A 16,084-nucleotide genomic window follows, 5' to 3' on the forward strand; every position below is an offset into this window, starting at 1 on the left:
AAAAATGGTACTAACAGGATTTTACTCCCATCAGTACCAAATATTGTAGAACCCTTTTTTCTACATATCAGCCCAACGAGGCAGGAGGAAACGGCAATGCAGTATACCGGTGGTACATCTGTTTTAAATATTTTGGTCCAAGTAGGGTTTATCTTAATGACCTTACAAGCACTCAATTCCTTGCAACTGGCAAAATTATTTAAGCGCCCGCCCCAAGGGCTGCCCCTCTTGATTGTAATGGTTGCCATTGCCCTCGGCAGTACCTGTGCGAATTTCTTTTTAGACTGCTTTACGATCTTGCAGGGGGCCTTGCGAATGTTAAACTAGAAGTAACGGAAGCAGTTATTAATTAAATAGCAAGGGAGAGGAATGCCTTGGCAAAATTAAAAATAGTTGGTGGCAAGCCATTGCGCGGGAGCCTTGCCGTTGGTGGTGATGAGCAAACCGTTTTGGCCTGTCAGGCGGCGAGCTTATTGGCGACCAGGGGAACCGTTATTTTAGATCACGTTTCAAGTACGCCAGCAATTATGGCTACTAACCAGTGCTTAATGCAATTGGGCGCAAAAGTAATTTTCGAGCCGGCGACCGCGACACTCAAAATGGATGCGGGGTGGCACCTAACGCCTCTGCCCCTGCAAGTAAACAATTTCTTTTTGGCTGGCGCGATTTTAGCCCGGTGCCGGACGGTGACGTTAGTCAATTCCCCTCATGAGGCCCAGTTAGGTGAAGCCGGGACGCAATTATGCGAAAACTTAGCGGCGCTTGGCGCTCAAGTTCAAGTTGAGGGCGACCAAACCATTTTGCGCGCGGATTATTTGACGGGGCACACTTTTACCGTGACGGATTGGTCATGGCAAGTCATCGTCGCAACCTTGATGGTAGCTACGTTAACCCGGGGAATTACGGTATTTAAGGCGGTGCCCCAATTACCGGTAATTAATGAAGTGGTAGCGTTACTCAATAAGATGGGCGCTAAGATTCACCAAACGCAAGCACAAACTTTACGGGTTCAGGGGGTTAATACTTTACATGGGGCGGATTGGTACGTAATTGATGACCAAAAGCGAGCTGGCCTGTATTTATTGGCGGCCGCGGTTACGGCCGGAGATGTAGTCGTTTTAGGGGCCCATGCAGTTTATTTGCGTCCCTTGCTCCATTACTTAGAAGCTTGCGGCAACACGGTAGTAATTCAGCATAATGGGATTCGGTTAATTGGCACGCAAGTGTTGCTGCCAACGGAAGAACCGCCGGCCTTAAGGGCAATGTCACGCAGTACCACTTGGCAGGCGGCTTTATTGGCGCTGCATGCACGGCAGTTGGGGACCAGTTTGGTGACGTTGCCTGCAACGGTGGCAGAAAAAGCGATGGCGTGGCTGCCACTAACAACCAGTCAAGAGTCCCAACTTTACCAAGTAACGGGACCGGTGACTCAATTACCGGGGCAAATGGCTGTGGCTGAGCCAACGGAAGCGTTGGTTGCCTTTTGGCTCGCCCTTGCCGTTAAGCAAAATACCTGGTTGGCCCCTGCTGAGTTGTTGGGGGAAGTGGATGGAGCGTTGCTTGACGACTTATTAGCGTTAGGAGCTGAAGTAACGTTGGAATTTACTTAAGCAACTATTTGCAATTTGCTTAAGACCAAGCATAAAAAGCCATGCGTTCTTCGGGTGTGGTATAATAGCAAACGATTTAGAAAGTTTCGGAAGGAGCAACAAGATGGCAAAGGATATTGGAATTGACCTGGGGACGGCGAACGTGCTGATTTACGTCCAAGGCAAGGGGGTCGTTTTAAACGAACCTTCAGTAGTCGCGATTGATACGCAAACGAATAAGGTCTTGGCAGTGGGGTCTGAAGCTTACCGGATGGTGGGGCGGACGCCTAGTAATATTCGCGCAATTCGCCCGTTGAAAAATGGGGTTATTTCTGATTTTGATGTTACCCAAGAAATGCTGTCGTATTTCATTGGTAAACTAAGTGTCAAGGGGTTTGTTTCCAAACCAAATATCATGATTTGTGCCCCAACCAACATTACGGAAATTGAACGCAAGGCAATTATCCAAGCGGCAGAACAATCGGGGGGCGGTAAGGTTTACTTAGAATATGAACCAAAAGTCGCAGCGATTGGGGCCGGCTTGGATATCTACAAGCCAAGTGGGAACATGGTAATTGATATGGGGGGCGGGACATGTGACATTGCCGTCCTCTCTTTAGGTGACATTGTTTCTAGCCAATCGATTCGCCTGGCTGGGGATCAGATGAACCAAGATATTGCGGCCTACATTAAGGATCACCATGGTTTGGTAGTCGGGGAACATACCGCTGAAAAGATTAAGATTGAACTGGGCACGGCGTTGCAAGTCGAAGAACCAAAGACGATGCCAGTCCGGGGGCGTGATGTGGCCACAGGAATGCCCAAGCAAGTGGAAGTTAATCAAAACGAAGTTGAAGCAGCTTTGCATGACACCTTACAACAAATTGTCCGGGCGGCAATTTCGGTGTTGGAAACCATTCCGCCAGAACTGGCCAGCGACATTATTGATCGCGGGGTAATGTTGACCGGGGGGACGGCCCTTTTGCACGGCTTAGATCAACTGTTTAGTTCTTACTTAAAGGTTCCGGTCGTTGTTTCGCAAGACCCATTGGATAACGTGGCCAAGGGAGCTGGCGAGATGTTGGAACGGATGCAAGGTGATGATTCAACAGCCAAAAAACGCAAGAAGCATGGGAAGTAAGTTGATCATTCGATTGGTGCGGTGGTACCAGCTGGGCATTTCGGCCCGGCGGCCCTACCGCGTTTGTCGTTTTGAGCCGACTTGTTCGGAATACATGATTCAAGCGGTCCAACGCTTTGGCTGGCGGGGGGTCTGGCTTGGTGTCTGGCGCATATTGCGTTGTCAGCCCTTTAGCAAGGGTGGTTTGGATCCCGTTCCAGTTCGGTGGTTGCATTGGAAGAGAAAAGATTGGAAAAGGTGAAAAAGTGGCAAAAAAAGAAAAAACGATTGCGGTTAGTGTAAAAGATATTGAGCGGGCGGGCCAACTCGTCGAACAAGTCTTAATTGGGGACCGCGTAATTGGTGAAGTCGTGGCCAAAGGCGTCAAGTTTGAAGCCCATTTAATGGGTGACCAACAAACCTTTGTGGTCAAATCGCAAGAAGAAGGTTTGGAAACGATCTTGGCGCAATATCACTTGCACCAAGGTTAAAGTGAAGGAGCGAGGACTATGCATCGTTCGCAGCGCAATGAGAACGAGTCACGAATTGACTGGGGGATCATTTTTTGCGTGCTCCTGTTGGCACTGATTGGCTTGGCGGCCATTTTTGTGGCGGCAAGCCATGATAAAACACCGGTTAATGTCAGTCGAACCGTCTTGATGCAGTTTGCTTGGTACGTCATTGGGACGATTATGATCATTGTCATTATGCAATTTGATTCGGAGCAACTGTGGAAGGTGGCCCCAATTGCCTATTGGATCGGCTTATTTTTAATGTACGCAATTCTGGTCTTTTACAGTCGGGCGTACTATGTGAATACCGGGGCGAAGTCGTGGTTTGCGATTGGGTCGATCACCTTCCAACCGTCGGAAATCATGAAGCCGGCCTATATTGTGATGATGGCCCGGGTAATTACCACGCATAACAATCAATATAGTCGCCATACCGTTGAAAGTGACTGGCGATTAATTGGAAAGTTGTTCTTATGGTTGTTGCCAGTGTTGGTATCACTTAAGTTCCAAAACGACTTTGGGACCGGCTTGGTGTTTGTGGCCATTTTTGCCGGCTTGGTTTTGGTTTCGGGGGTTACTTGGCGAATCTTGGCACCGGCGATTACGATTGCGGCGGTTGTGGGGGGAAGCGCCTTGGCGATGGTAACCAGCTCGGTCGGCCGAACCATTTTGGAAAAAATTGGGTTTCAAGCCTACCAGTTTGATCGGGTTGACAATTGGTTGCATCCAGCCCAAGATACTTCCAACAGTGGTTACCAACTTTGGCAAAGCATCAAAGCGGTCGGTTCAGGCGGGATTACCGGGACGGGATTTAACAATTCTAAGGTGTACGTCCCCGTCCGGGAATCCGACATGATTTTTACCGTAATTGGTGAAAATTTTGGCTTTATTGGTGGGGTTTTATTAATTTTGCTCTACTTGCTCCTAATTTACCTCATGATCCGGGTAACTTTTGATACAAAGAATGAATTCTATGCCTACATTGCGACGGGGGTAATCATGATGATTCTTTTCCACGTCTTTGAAAATGTCGGGATGAACATTGGCCTCTTGCCGTTGACGGGGATTCCACTGCCGTTTATTTCGGCGGGGGGATCATCTTTGATTGGTAATTTGCTGGGGATCGGAATGGTAATGTCAATGCGTTATCACCACCATTCATATATGTTTAGCAATCAGAATCGGGAATTTCATTAAAAAGACTGGCAATTTGTTGCCGGTCTTTTTTTGCGGTTAAGCCTTTAAAGAACGGAAAAAATCGTGTAGAGTTAGATGCAAGCATATTCAGGTAAGTTTAAATTCAGTAAAGGGGCACGGAAAATGGCGAACGAAAAGCGGCGGCTTGTGGTTAAGATTGGGACTAGCAGTTTAATCCTTCCGAATGGTCGGGTGAATTTACGAACGGTGGATCGTTTGGCATATACCCTGGCTTCCCTAAACAACCAGGGATTTCAGGTGGCCCTGGTTAGTTCCGGGGCGATTGGGGCGGGGCTGGCAAGTTTACAATTGACCCAGCGGCCCCAAGAAATCGCTAAACAGCAAGCCTTGGCAGCAATTGGTCAGATGGAATTGATGCGGATCTATTCCCAGCGGTTTCTGGACTATCAAACGCAAGTGGCCCAAATTTTGCTGACCCGCGATGTGTTGGCCTTCCCGGTTTCCCGGCAACACGTTCTCAATACATTTGAAGTTTTGTTTGAAGAAGGGGTAATTCCGATTGTCAATGAAAACGATACCGTTGCCGTTGACGAATTGGATCATCACACCACCTTTAGTGATAATGACGAATTATCGGCAATGGTTGCCGTGCGTTTGCAAGCCGATCAACTGATTGTTTTGTCAGATATTGATGGCTTTTACGATCAAAATCCGCGGGAGAATCCGGCGGCTAAAAAGCTCGCCCGGGTAACCGAACTGACGCCGGCAATGCAAAAAGCCGCGGGTGGTAGTGGCAGTAATTTTGGGACCGGGGGGATGGTTACTAAATTACGGGCGGCGCAAGCAATGATGACAGCTGGCAAACAAATGGTGCTTTGCAATGGGGCGAATCCAACCGTTATTTTTGATGTAGTTGCTGGAAAACCTGTCGGGACTGTCTTTGGGTAGAATTTGAAAGGAAGGGAAAATGATGGAAACCTTAGTAAAAATGGGCCAAGCCGGCAAACAAGCAGCGCGGCAGTTGGCCTTATTGTCAACGGCAACCAAAAATCAGGCCTTGATAGCGATGGCCCAAGCGTTAGAAGTTCAAACTGCGGCTATTTTGGCAGCGAATCAAGCTGATTTACAGGCGGCGGCGACGATGCCGGCGAAGTTTGTGGACCGCCTAAAGTTAACCCCCCAACGGATTGCTGACATGGCAGCTGGCCTTCGTCAGGTGGCCCAATTAGCGGATCCGGTTGCCAAGTATGATCGTGGGTGGGTGACCAAAGACGGGTTACAAATTATGCAACGCCGGGTGCCATTAGGTGTCGTGGGGATTATCTTTGAAGCCCGGCCCAACGTCACGGTTGATGCTACGGCGTTGACCTTTAAGAGTGGGAATGCAGTTATTTTACGTGGGGGAAAAGAGGCAATCCAAACCAATACTTGCTTGGTCAGCATCTTACAACACACTTTAACGGCCCAAGGATTGCCGGCGGCGGCTGTCCAGTTAGTTGAAGATACTAGTCACGCTAGTGCGGAAGCAATGATGAAATTAAATGATTGGATTGATGTTTTGATTCCCCGGGGTGGAAAAGGTTTGATTCAACGGGTAGTCCAAACGGCAACGGTACCGGTGATTGAAACCGGGGCTGGCAATTGTCACGTGTATTTAGATCGCCAAGCGGATGAAGCAATGGCAGTTGCTATTGTGGTCAATGCAAAGGTGCAACGACCATCCGTCTGCAATGCGGCAGAAAAACTGTTGCTTCACCGCGAGGCAGCGGCCCGCTTACTGCCACCAGTGGCCAAAGCCTTATTGGAGCACGGGGTGGAATTGCGTGGCGATCAACGGGCTTGTCAACTAGTCCCTGAGATTAAGCCTGCGACCCCAGCCGACTGGGATCAAGAGTATAATGATTTGATTATGGCGGTTAAAGTGGTGGATTCCTTGGATGAAGCCATTGAGCATATCAATCGTCATTCGACTCACCATTCGGAAGCCATTATTACTCCTGAGCTTGCCCGGGGCCAAGCGTTCCAACAACAAATTGATTCGGCTTGTGTCTACGTGAATGCCTCAACGCGGTTTACCGACGGAAGTGAATTTGGCTTTGGGGCCGAAATTGGGATCAGCACCCAAAAGTTGCACGCCCGCGGTCCGATGGGGTTAGCCCAGTTAACGACTACCAAGTATGAAATTACTGGTAGCGGGCAGATTCGGAGCTAGAGCAAGAAAGGTGTAGATTTCCCTTGCCTTTCGCTGAAAAGCTTGCTAAGATAAGAAACAATCTTAATTCGTTTTGGGAGTAGTAGCCTGGAGTTTGTTTTACAGCGACCGTAGGGATGGTGTGACTACGGAAACAACCTTGGTGAACTGGCCTAAAAATCGTCACCCGCTGAAAAAAGTCAGTAGGCGCGTGCGTGTGGTCGCGTTAAGACTTTGAGCGCTACAATATTGTAGAATTACGGGTGGTACCGCGGAGAAGTTCGTCCTGTCGTTAGTAGTAACGCAGGGCGTTTTTGTTTTTTAATAGGCCGGCCGCAAACGAAGCAATCAGGATAAAGGAGTAAAGGTTATGGGATACGATCACTTAGAAATTGAAAAAAAGTGGCAACGTTATTGGCAACAAAATAAGACATTTAAGGCAACGGCCAAACCCGGCCAAAAGAAGTACTATGCCTTGGATATGTTCCCGTATCCATCCGGGCAAGGGCTGCACGTTGGGCACCCGGAAGGTTACACCGCAACCGATGCCATGGCCCGCTTCAAGCGGATGCAAGGGTACAATGTTTTGCACCCCATGGGGTTTGATGCTTTTGGTCTGCCAGCCGAGCAGTATGCTTTAAAGACGGGGCATAATCCTAAGGGGTTCACAAACCAAAATATTGATCATTTCCGCGATCAAATCCAATCCTTAGGTTTTTCCTATGATTGGGATCGGGAAGTGAATACTACGGATCCAAAATACTATAAGTGGACCCAATGGATTTTTGAGCAGCTTTACAAGAAGGGCTTAGCATACGAAGACGAAATCATGGTTAACTGGGCTCCCGATTTTATGGGGGGAACCGTCGTTGCCAATGAAGAAGTGATCGATGGTAAGACGGAACGTGGTGGTTACCCGGTTTACCGGGTGCCAATGCGGCAATGGGTTTTGAAGATCACGGCGTACGCGGATCGCTTAATTGATGACCTGGATTTGGTTGACTGGCCAGAAAGCGTTAAGGAAATGCAACGCAATTGGATTGGGCGGTCCGTTGGGGCAGCCGTCTACTTTAAGGTAGCTGGTCAAGAAGACAAACAAATTGAAGTCTTTACAACCCGTTGTGATACCTTGTTTGGGGCGTCTTACGTGACCTTGGCCCCTGAATTGGACTTGGTTGATGAAATTACGACGCCCGAACAAAAGGCGGCGGTGAAAGCTTATCAAGAAGCGGCTTCGCGGCGTTCAGACTTGGAACGGACTGATTTGAACAAGGATAAGACGGGGGTCTTCACTGGTGCTTATGCGATCAATCCGGTTAACGGAGCAAAGCTGCCAATCTGGATCTCAGACTATGTATTAGCCTCATACGGGACCGGGGCGGTAATGGCCGTGCCGGCGCATGATGAACGTGATTGGGAATTCGCCAAGAAGTTTGATTTGCCAATCAAGCGAGTTTTAGTTGGGGGCGACCTGATTGAAGGGGCCTACACGGGTGATGGTGAGCACGTTAACTCCGCCTTCTTAGATGGCTTAACGATTGAGGCCGCGAAGACGAAGATGCTGGAATGGCTGGAAGCCAACGGAGCGGGTCAAAAGAAGGTCAACTACCGGCTGCGGGATTGGATCTTCTCACGGCAACGCTACTGGGGGGAACCAATTCCGGTTATTCACTGGGATGATGGGACGACTTCCTTGGTACCGGAAGATGAATTACCGCTGACCTTGCCAGATACGGACGATATTAAGCCTTCTGGTACGGGGGAAAGTCCATTAGCCAACATTGAAGAGTGGGTCAACGTTTACGACGAAAACGGTCGTCACGGGTTACGGGACACTAATACGATGCCGCAATGGGCGGGCTCTTCGTGGTACTGGCTGCGGTATACGGATCCAACCAACGAGCAAGCCTTTGCGTCAAAAGAAGCGTTGGAATACTGGTCCCCAGTTGACTTGTACGTTGGGGGAGCTGAGCACGCGGTGTTGCACCTGCTGTATGCTCGCTTCTGGCACAAGTTCCTCTATGATTTAGGGGTGGTCCCAACACCAGAACCATTTATGAAGTTGGTTAACCAAGGGATGATTTTGGGTTCCAACCACGAAAAGATGTCCAAGTCGAAAGGCAATGTGGTTAATCCCGATGACATCGTGGCTGAATACGGGGCGGACACGTTACGGCTGTACGAAATGTTTATGGGACCACTGGAAGAAAGTGTGCCGTGGGATGAAAAAGGCCTGCACGGTGCCAACAAATGGGTTCACCGGGTTTGGCGCTTGTTGATTGATGAAAATAACCACTTGCGTGATCGGGTTTCCACCATTAACGATGGCAAACTGGATAAGGTTTACCACCAAACGGTTAAGAAAGTAACCGCTGATTACGAACGCTTGCACTTTAACACGGCGATTTCCCAGTTAATGGTCTTTGTGAATGAGGCTTATAAGGTTGATGACTTACCAGTTGAGTACATGGAAGGGTTAGTCAAGATGATTTCGCCACTCATGCCGCACGTGGCCGAAGAATTATGGCAAAAGTTGGGGCATGAAGAAACCATCACGTACCAAGCTTGGCCAACTTATGATGAGAGCAAGCTGGTTGAAGCCAACGTGGAAATGATTGTTCAGGTCAACGGTAAGGTGCGGGCAAAGTTGAAGATGCCAAAGGATGCCGATCAAGCGACGGCTGAGCAAATGGCTTTGGCGGATGAACACGTCCAGAAGTTTACAACTGGCAAGGAAATCAAGAAAGTCATCGTGATTCCTAACCGGATTGTTAACATCGTGGTTAAATAATCCCCAGAAGGTGTAACGGCAGTCTTGCTGTCCCGCCGGCCTTAGCGGCTCGGCAACAGAGCTCTTCTGCATTATCTGGCTTACATTTAAAAAGCAAACCGGCGGCTGGGAGAAAACCGAGTTTTCTTCCAGCCCCGCTTTTTTGGAGGAAAAAATAGTGGAACACAGTTTAGTTACCTACCCAGCGATTGTTGAACAAGGGGCCCAACAAACCCGGGTCCACTTTCCGGATTTACCGGCGGCGGATGTGGTGGATGCCGATTACTACCAAGCTTTAATGCGGGCTCAACTGGGCTTGGCGATTGTGATCATTGACTTAGAAAGCCATCATGAACCCGTCCCCGCCCCCTCGGAGCCGACAACTTTGGCGCCATTGCTTAATACCCCTGAAGCCCGAATAGAGCTGATTACGACGGACTTGGATGAATATTAATTTCTGGTGACAATGTTAAAACAAATTGCATCGGTCAGTTAATCAAGCTAAAATGGATAAGTTAATATGATGAAAAGAGGATCAGCAGAGCATGCGCGAAGATGAGCAAGTAACGGCGTCATCCACTAACGATGCCAAAGCGAAGATGCTGAGTGGTTCGGCTTGGATGACGGCTGGCAGCATTACGTCGCGGATTTTAGGGGCAATCTACATTATTCCGTGGACGACGTGGCTAGGGGCGTACAGTACCCAAGCCAATGCCCTCTATGCCCAAGGGTACAATATTTACAGCGTGGCCTTGACCATTGCTACGGCGGGGATTCCGTCCGCGATCTCAAAATTGGTTGCCCACTACAATGGGATTGATGAATATGAGGTGAGTCGACGGCTCTATCGGTCCGGAATGTATGTTTCAATGGCGATGGGGATTGTTTGCGCGACCGTGATGCTGTTTGGGGCAAATCTCTTGAATAATGGGGATGCCAATGTGACGCCGGTCATTCAGTCTTTGGCCTGGGCCGTTTTGGTAATTCCGCCAATGAGTATTACGCGGGGCTTTTTGCAAGGTTATAATTGGATGGCCCCATCGGCACTCTCCCAATTTATTGAACAGCTGTTTCGGGTTGTTTACATGTTGGCAGCGACGTACTTTATCATGAAACTCCAACCGACCCACTGGGTGCAAGCCGTGACCCAGTCCACTTTTGCAGCCTTTATTGGGGCCTTGGGAGCAATCTTGGTGCTCGGGGCAGCTTATTTGCGCCGCTTGGGGTACATGCGTCGTTTAGCCGCGGCGGGCAAGCAAGACCAAAGTGTCCAGACCCGAAAATTGATTTTTAAAATCATTTACCAATCGATTCCGTTTATTGTGATTGAAGCCGGGATCGCCATCTTTCAATTAATTGATCAGTATTCATTTAAACGGATTCTGACGTTGATGGGCGGTTTTTCCAACTACGAAATCAACACGATTTATGCGCTCTTTGCTTTTAACGCCAATAAGCTATACATGATTGTGATTTCCCTGGCTTCGGCCATGGCCGCAACCGCGATCCCATTAATGGCGATGGCGCGGGCCCAAAATGACCAGCAAAGTATGCGAGATCAGATCGAAAATGGGCTGTTGTTGTTCTACTTTGTGATGATTCCGGCCTCCTTAGGGATGGCGGCGGTGGCCCAACAAGTGTATACCGTTTTTTATCGCTACGATGCGGCTGGGGTGACAATTTTAGAGTTTGCTTCATTTATGGCTATACCGCTCGGGCTGTATACCGTTGGGGCGGCCATGATGCAAGGCCTCTCGGAAAATAAAAAAATGATGAAATTTTTGGCGATTGGAATTGGTTTAAAATTAATTTTGCAAGTTCCACTGGTCATGTTTTTAAAGGGAATGGGGCCGCTGTTAGCAACGGGGATCGCGATGTCGGTAATCAATTATTTGATCTTACATTCCTTCAATATGGAATTTACCTTACGTTTTAATCGGATGGCGAAACCAACGAACCAGATTTTAGCGTATTCGTTGATCATGTTTGCTGCGGTAAAACTTGTAATGTTAGGAATGAACCTGATAGTGGATCCGCATGGTCGCTATATGGCCTTCTTTGCGTTGTTACCGGGGATGGCGATCGGGATCGCCGTGTTTGGCTATTTAGCCCTTCGCTACCGATTAGTTGATGAAATCATGGGACCGGGTCGCGCAGCCGGGTTCCGGCGAAAATTAAGAATTACGCCAGCCTAGTGTGGTGTTGAAGAGTTGATGAGGAGCTGAATGCTCATCAACTCTTTTTCTTTTATAATCGTAACTTTGACTTCGCCCCAGATTAATTTTATAATGTAAGCGGATTCAAATAAGGAGGGGATCGCTAATGCGAATGGTGGAAGTAATTGATCATAAACGGCAAGGTCAAGTTTTGACGCCGGCTGAAATTAATTTTTTTGTTGAGGGAGTTGTTACACATACCATCCCGGATTATCAAATTTCAGCGCTATTGATGGCAATTTATTTTCAGGGAATGACTTCAGAAGAACAAACCACGTTAACCATGGCAATGATGAACTCAGGGGATCATTTGGACTTAAGTGCTATTCCGGGAGTGAAAGTGGACAAACATTCCACCGGTGGCGTTGGGGATAAAACAAGTTTACCTTTGGCTGCGATGGTGGCAGCCCTAGGCATTCCCGTCCCCATGATATCTGGGCGGGGCTTAGGCCATACTGGTGGCACGCTAGACAAGTTGGAGGCAATCCCCGGATTTCAGGTTGCCCGTAGCGAAGCGGCTTTTATTAACCAAGTAAAGACTACGGGAGTAGCAATTATTGGTGCTACTGGTGAGGTGGCCCCGGCTGATAAGCGCATTTATGCTTTACGGGACGTAACTGATACGGTTGATTCAATTCCGCTGATTGCCAGTTCGATTATGAGTAAGAAGATTGCTTCAGGGACCGATGCCTTGGTGATTGATGTTAAAACGGGTGCCGGGGCCTTTATGAAGGACGAGTCCGCAGCCAAAGAGTTGGCGACGGCGTTAGTACAAATCGGTCGGCAAGCAGGGTTAGTCTGCAAAGCAATTATTTCCGATATGAATCAACCACTGGGCAATAAGGTCGGGAATACGCTCGAAATTGAAGAAACGTTGGACTTATTAAAGGGACATGGGCCCGCAGACCTTTTGGAGTTAGTATTAACCTTGGGCAGTCACATGGTGGTGATGGGAGGAAAGGCCACCACCCTAGCCCAGGGCCGGGAAATGCTAGCAGCGACGTTAACTGATGGTAGTGCCTTGGCCAAGTTTAAAGCAATGATTGAAGCGCAAGGTGGCAACGGTCAAGTAGTTACTGACTATGCGCTGATGCCTCATGCCAAGTATCAAGTTGTCGTTTCCGCCCCGCAAAGTGGGGTGATCACGAGCTTGAGCGCTGACGGCATTGGTATTGCCGCGCTGATGCTTGGTGGCGGCCGGCAAAAAGCCGATGACCAACTGGATTATGGCGTCGGCATTGAACTGCACAAAAAGCTTGGCGATGAGGTGAAAGCAGGCGAGCCCTTGCTGACTATTCATGCGAACCAAACGGACCTGACGGAAGTAAAGGCGCGGTTAGCAGCCAGCATCACAATTGGTTCAGCGGCCACCGTTCCACCACTGATTCACCAAGTGATTGAATAGTGTGGTAAAAATGTTATGATAATCACCAAAGAAATTAATGGGGGAGTTTTAAATGCCTTGTACAACTTTACTAGCTGGGAAAGCCGCCACAATTGATGGTTCAACCATTATTGCCCGGCAAGAAGATTATGGTCAGGCGCTGAATCCACAACGGTTTGTGGTTGTCAAGCCCAGTGACCAGCCACGCCATTATGCGGCCAAAACCACCAGTTTTACGATTGACTTACCCGATAATCCGTTGCGCTACACGTCGACCCCGGATGCCGATGATTCGGCGGGGGTGTTTGGAGCAGCGGGGATTAATGCCGCCAATGTTGCCATGACGGCAACGGAGACTAGTACCACCAACGTGCGAGTACGGGGATTGGATCCATTTAATCCCGTGAGTGGGATTGGCGAAGAAGATTTTATCACCTTGGTTTTACCATACATTCATACTGCCCGCGAAGGGGTGCAACGCTTGGGACACTTACTCGAGACCTATGGGACGTATGAAGCCAATGGGATTGCCTTTAGTGATCAAGATGAGGTTTGGTACTTGGAAACAATCGGGGGCCATCACTGGGCGGCGGTGCGAATCCCTGATGATGCTTATGTGCTTGCTCCAAACCGCTTCAATATTACGGATTTTGATTTTGCCAGTGAAACGACGTTAGCCAGCGCCGACCTGCAATCCTTTATCGACGAGCATCACCTTAATCCGGATCGCGAGGGTTATAACCTGCGTCATATTTTTGGTAGTCAGACGATGCAAGATGCCCGCTATAATAATCCGCGGACCTGGTATGGCCAAAAATTATTGGGCGGAGCGCCAGCCACGGCCCCGACTGAAATGGATCAGCCCTTTTGGTGCCGGCCAACGCAACTATTGACGGTCGAAAAGATCAAGCAAGTCTTGAGCTCACATTACCAAAACACGGTCTACGATCCCTATGGGGGTGCAGCGGGCAAACAGTTCCGGCCGATTGCTTTAAATCGGAACCTGGAATTGCATATTTTACAGTTACGCAATCATGTTCCCGCCGCTCTGGCAGGCATTCATTGGTTGGCGTTTGGCCCCAATACTTTTAATGCGGTGGTCCCGTTTTATGCCAACGTGAATGACACCCCGGCGCCATATGCCCAGACAAATCAGGATTATGACCCCCTTAATATGTATTGGTTAACCAACACCTTGGCAGCATTAGGGGATCATCGGTACCAAGCCGTTGCGCCGCTGGTTGAACAATTTGAAGAAACCGTGGGGGCACAATGTCGAGCATTGCAACACCAAGCGGATGCGACTTCGTACGCAGCTGGGGAATGGCCAGCGTATTTGACCACGATTAATGAACAAATGGCGCACCTTAGTCAGCGGGAGGCACTTAAGTTACTGGGCAAGTTGGTTCAGGATGCGTTTAATCATGAGCATTTGGCGTTCTAGCAATCGTTAAAAGCAACATTATTGATCTTTAAGTTTGAAAACTTGTCATGGCGGCTATTAGTTTCTAGCCACCATTTTTTAATCCAGTTCTAATAATATTTTAAATATTATTTTTTGTAATTGAAAGCGTTTTTCAACTCGGGTATAATTAAATTGTAAATAAATGATCAAAGAAGAGGTGAGGAATATGGATAAAGCAGTTAAGAAACGTAAGTTTAAAATGCCATCGGCCTTTACGATTTTGTTCATCATTATTGTTCTGGTCGCGATGTTATCATGGTTTATCCCGGCCGGGAAGTATTCAACTGATAGTGCGGGCAACATCATTGCCCATACTTATCGAACGGTCAAGTCAAATCCCCAGGGACTCTGGGATATTTTTATGGCACCCGTGATCGGGATGGTCGGGGACGACAATACCGATGGTGCGATTTCAGTTTCGCTGTTTATCCTGGTAATTGGGGGCTTCTTAGGGGTTGTTAACAAGACCCGGGCACTAGACGAAGGGATCAGCAGCATTGTCCGCAAGTACAAGGGCAAGGAAAAGAAATTAATTCCGCTCTTGATGATCCTGTTCGCGTTAGGTGGCTCGACCTACGGGATGGCAGAAGAAACGATTGCCTTTTATCCATTGCTGATTCCAGTTATGATTGGGGTTGGCTTTGACTCGATGGTCGCTGTTGGGATTGTATTGATTGGTTCGCAAGTTGGGTGCTTGGCCTCGACGGTTAACCCGTTTGCAACGGGGGTGGCTTCCCAAACCTTGCATATTTCGCCAGGGAATGGGCTGCTATCCCGGATTCTATTATTGATTATTACGATCGGCATCAGTATTGCCTATGTTTACCACTATGCTTCCAAGATTGAAAAGGATCCGACAAAGTCAATTCTTTACAACCAACGGGAAGAAGATTTGAAGCGCTTTGCGATTCCAGAACGGACGCAAGATGAAGAAACCATGACTGGGCGGCAAAAAGCAGTTATTTGGATTTTCGGGATTACATTTTTGATTATGATCCTGGGCTTGGTACCATGGGAAAGTCTCAACAGTAAGTTCACTTTCTTTAACAGTCTAAATAAGTGGATTACGACGACCCCAGTCTTAGGGACGGTTTTCGGGAAGGATGCCGTGCCGTTGGGGACTTGGTACTTTAATGAAATCACGATGCTGTTCTTCTTGATGTCGGTGATTGTCATGTTTGTTTACCGCATGAAGGAAGCTGACTACATTGAAGCCTTTATTAACGGGATGGCCGAATTTATGAGTGTTGCCATTATCGTGGCGGTCGCTCGGGGGATTCAAGTTGTTATGAATAACGGGTTAATCACTGGGACGATTTTGCACTGGGGTGAAATGGGCTTATCCAGCCTCTCGCAAAGCATCTTTATTATTCTGACCTTTGTGTTCTACATCTTGATGTCCTTCTTGATCCCATCCACGTCCGGTTTAGCCGCGGCTACGATGGGGATTATTGGGCCGCTGGGGCACTTTGCTCACGTTTCCAGTGATTTGGTAATTACTGCTTACCAAGCTGGTTCGGGTTGGGTGAACTTAATTACCCCAACGTCTGGGGTGGTAATGGGCGCCCTGGCAATTGCCCACATTAACATCAGTACTTGGTGGAAGTGGATGGCTAAATTAATGCTCTACTTATTCTTGGCAGTTTGTGTCTTCTTAGGTATTGCAGCGGTTTTGTAAG

The 16,084-nt window shown here is 48.4% G+C and carries 14 protein-coding genes and 1 other annotated feature; all 14 genes read left to right on the forward strand.

Annotation, left to right across the window (positions count from 1 at the left end; all coding sequences use genetic code 11):
• Positions 1–96 precede the first annotated feature (96 nt).
• Positions 97–327, forward strand: coding sequence for a DUF1146 family protein (locus FC43_RS00485; RefSeq protein ID WP_019205296.1), 231 nt, complete (start codon positions 97–99; stop codon positions 325–327).
• Between the two features lie 47 nt (positions 328–374).
• A complete protein-coding gene (locus FC43_RS00490) occupies positions 375–1,610 on the forward strand; it encodes a hypothetical protein (RefSeq protein ID WP_056953301.1) in 1,236 nt (411 codons plus the stop codon).
• Between the two features lie 103 nt (positions 1,611–1,713).
• Positions 1,714–2,730, forward strand: a complete 1,017-nt coding sequence (mreB, locus tag FC43_RS00495; protein ID WP_056953302.1) for a rod shape-determining protein — start codon at positions 1,714–1,716, stop codon at positions 2,728–2,730.
• Positions 2,720–2,971, forward strand: a complete 252-nt coding sequence (gene yidD, locus FC43_RS10700) for a membrane protein insertion efficiency factor YidD (RefSeq protein WP_081583783.1) — start codon at positions 2,720–2,722, stop codon at positions 2,969–2,971. The genes mreB and yidD overlap by 11 nt, the downstream gene beginning before the upstream one ends.
• A gap of 4 nt (positions 2,972–2,975) precedes the next feature.
• Positions 2,976–3,200: a DUF2969 domain-containing protein gene (locus tag FC43_RS00500; protein WP_019205299.1), complete on the forward strand. Its 225-nt coding sequence runs from the start codon at positions 2,976–2,978 to the stop codon at positions 3,198–3,200.
• An 18-nt stretch (positions 3,201–3,218) separates the two neighbouring features.
• The gene (locus FC43_RS00505) at positions 3,219–4,418 is read left to right on the forward strand and encodes an FtsW/RodA/SpoVE family cell cycle protein (protein ID WP_056953303.1); all 1,200 of its coding nucleotides are present in this window, start codon (positions 3,219–3,221) and stop codon (positions 4,416–4,418) included.
• A gap of 123 nt (positions 4,419–4,541) precedes the next feature.
• Positions 4,542–5,327, forward strand: a complete 786-nt coding sequence (gene proB / locus FC43_RS00510) for a glutamate 5-kinase (RefSeq protein ID WP_019205301.1) — start codon at positions 4,542–4,544, stop codon at positions 5,325–5,327.
• Positions 5,328–5,349: 22 nt separating this feature from the next.
• Positions 5,350–6,591, forward strand: a complete 1,242-nt coding sequence (locus FC43_RS00515; RefSeq protein WP_275453105.1) for a glutamate-5-semialdehyde dehydrogenase — start codon at positions 5,350–5,352, stop codon at positions 6,589–6,591.
• Between the two features lie 66 nt (positions 6,592–6,657).
• Positions 6,658–6,862 (forward strand) — a binding site (T-box leader).
• A 78-nt stretch (positions 6,863–6,940) separates the two neighbouring features.
• The gene (gene leuS, locus FC43_RS00520) at positions 6,941–9,361 is read left to right on the forward strand and encodes a leucine--tRNA ligase (protein WP_056953306.1); all 2,421 of its coding nucleotides are present in this window, start codon (positions 6,941–6,943) and stop codon (positions 9,359–9,361) included.
• Positions 9,362–9,518: 157 nt separating this feature from the next.
• A complete protein-coding gene (locus FC43_RS00525) occupies positions 9,519–9,794 on the forward strand; it encodes a type II toxin-antitoxin system HicB family antitoxin (RefSeq protein ID WP_235807562.1) in 276 nt (91 codons plus the stop codon).
• A gap of 91 nt (positions 9,795–9,885) precedes the next feature.
• Positions 9,886–11,535: a putative polysaccharide biosynthesis protein gene (locus FC43_RS00530; RefSeq protein WP_056953307.1), complete on the forward strand. Its 1,650-nt coding sequence runs from the start codon at positions 9,886–9,888 to the stop codon at positions 11,533–11,535.
• Between the two features lie 127 nt (positions 11,536–11,662).
• Positions 11,663–12,961 (forward strand): pyrimidine-nucleoside phosphorylase, encoded by a 1,299-nt coding sequence (locus FC43_RS00535; protein ID WP_056953308.1) that lies wholly within the window; start codon positions 11,663–11,665, stop codon positions 12,959–12,961.
• A 52-nt stretch (positions 12,962–13,013) separates the two neighbouring features.
• Positions 13,014–14,384: a C69 family dipeptidase gene (locus FC43_RS00540; RefSeq protein ID WP_056953309.1), complete on the forward strand. Its 1,371-nt coding sequence runs from the start codon at positions 13,014–13,016 to the stop codon at positions 14,382–14,384.
• Positions 14,385–14,571: 187 nt separating this feature from the next.
• A complete protein-coding gene (locus tag FC43_RS00545; RefSeq protein ID WP_019205308.1) occupies positions 14,572–16,083 on the forward strand; it encodes a YfcC family protein in 1,512 nt (503 codons plus the stop codon).
• The last annotated feature ends 1 nt before the right edge of the window (position 16,084 follow it).

The organism is Limosilactobacillus ingluviei DSM 15946, assembly GCF_001435775.1.
In the GTDB taxonomy this organism is placed as follows: domain Bacteria; phylum Bacillota; class Bacilli; order Lactobacillales; family Lactobacillaceae; genus Limosilactobacillus; species Limosilactobacillus ingluviei.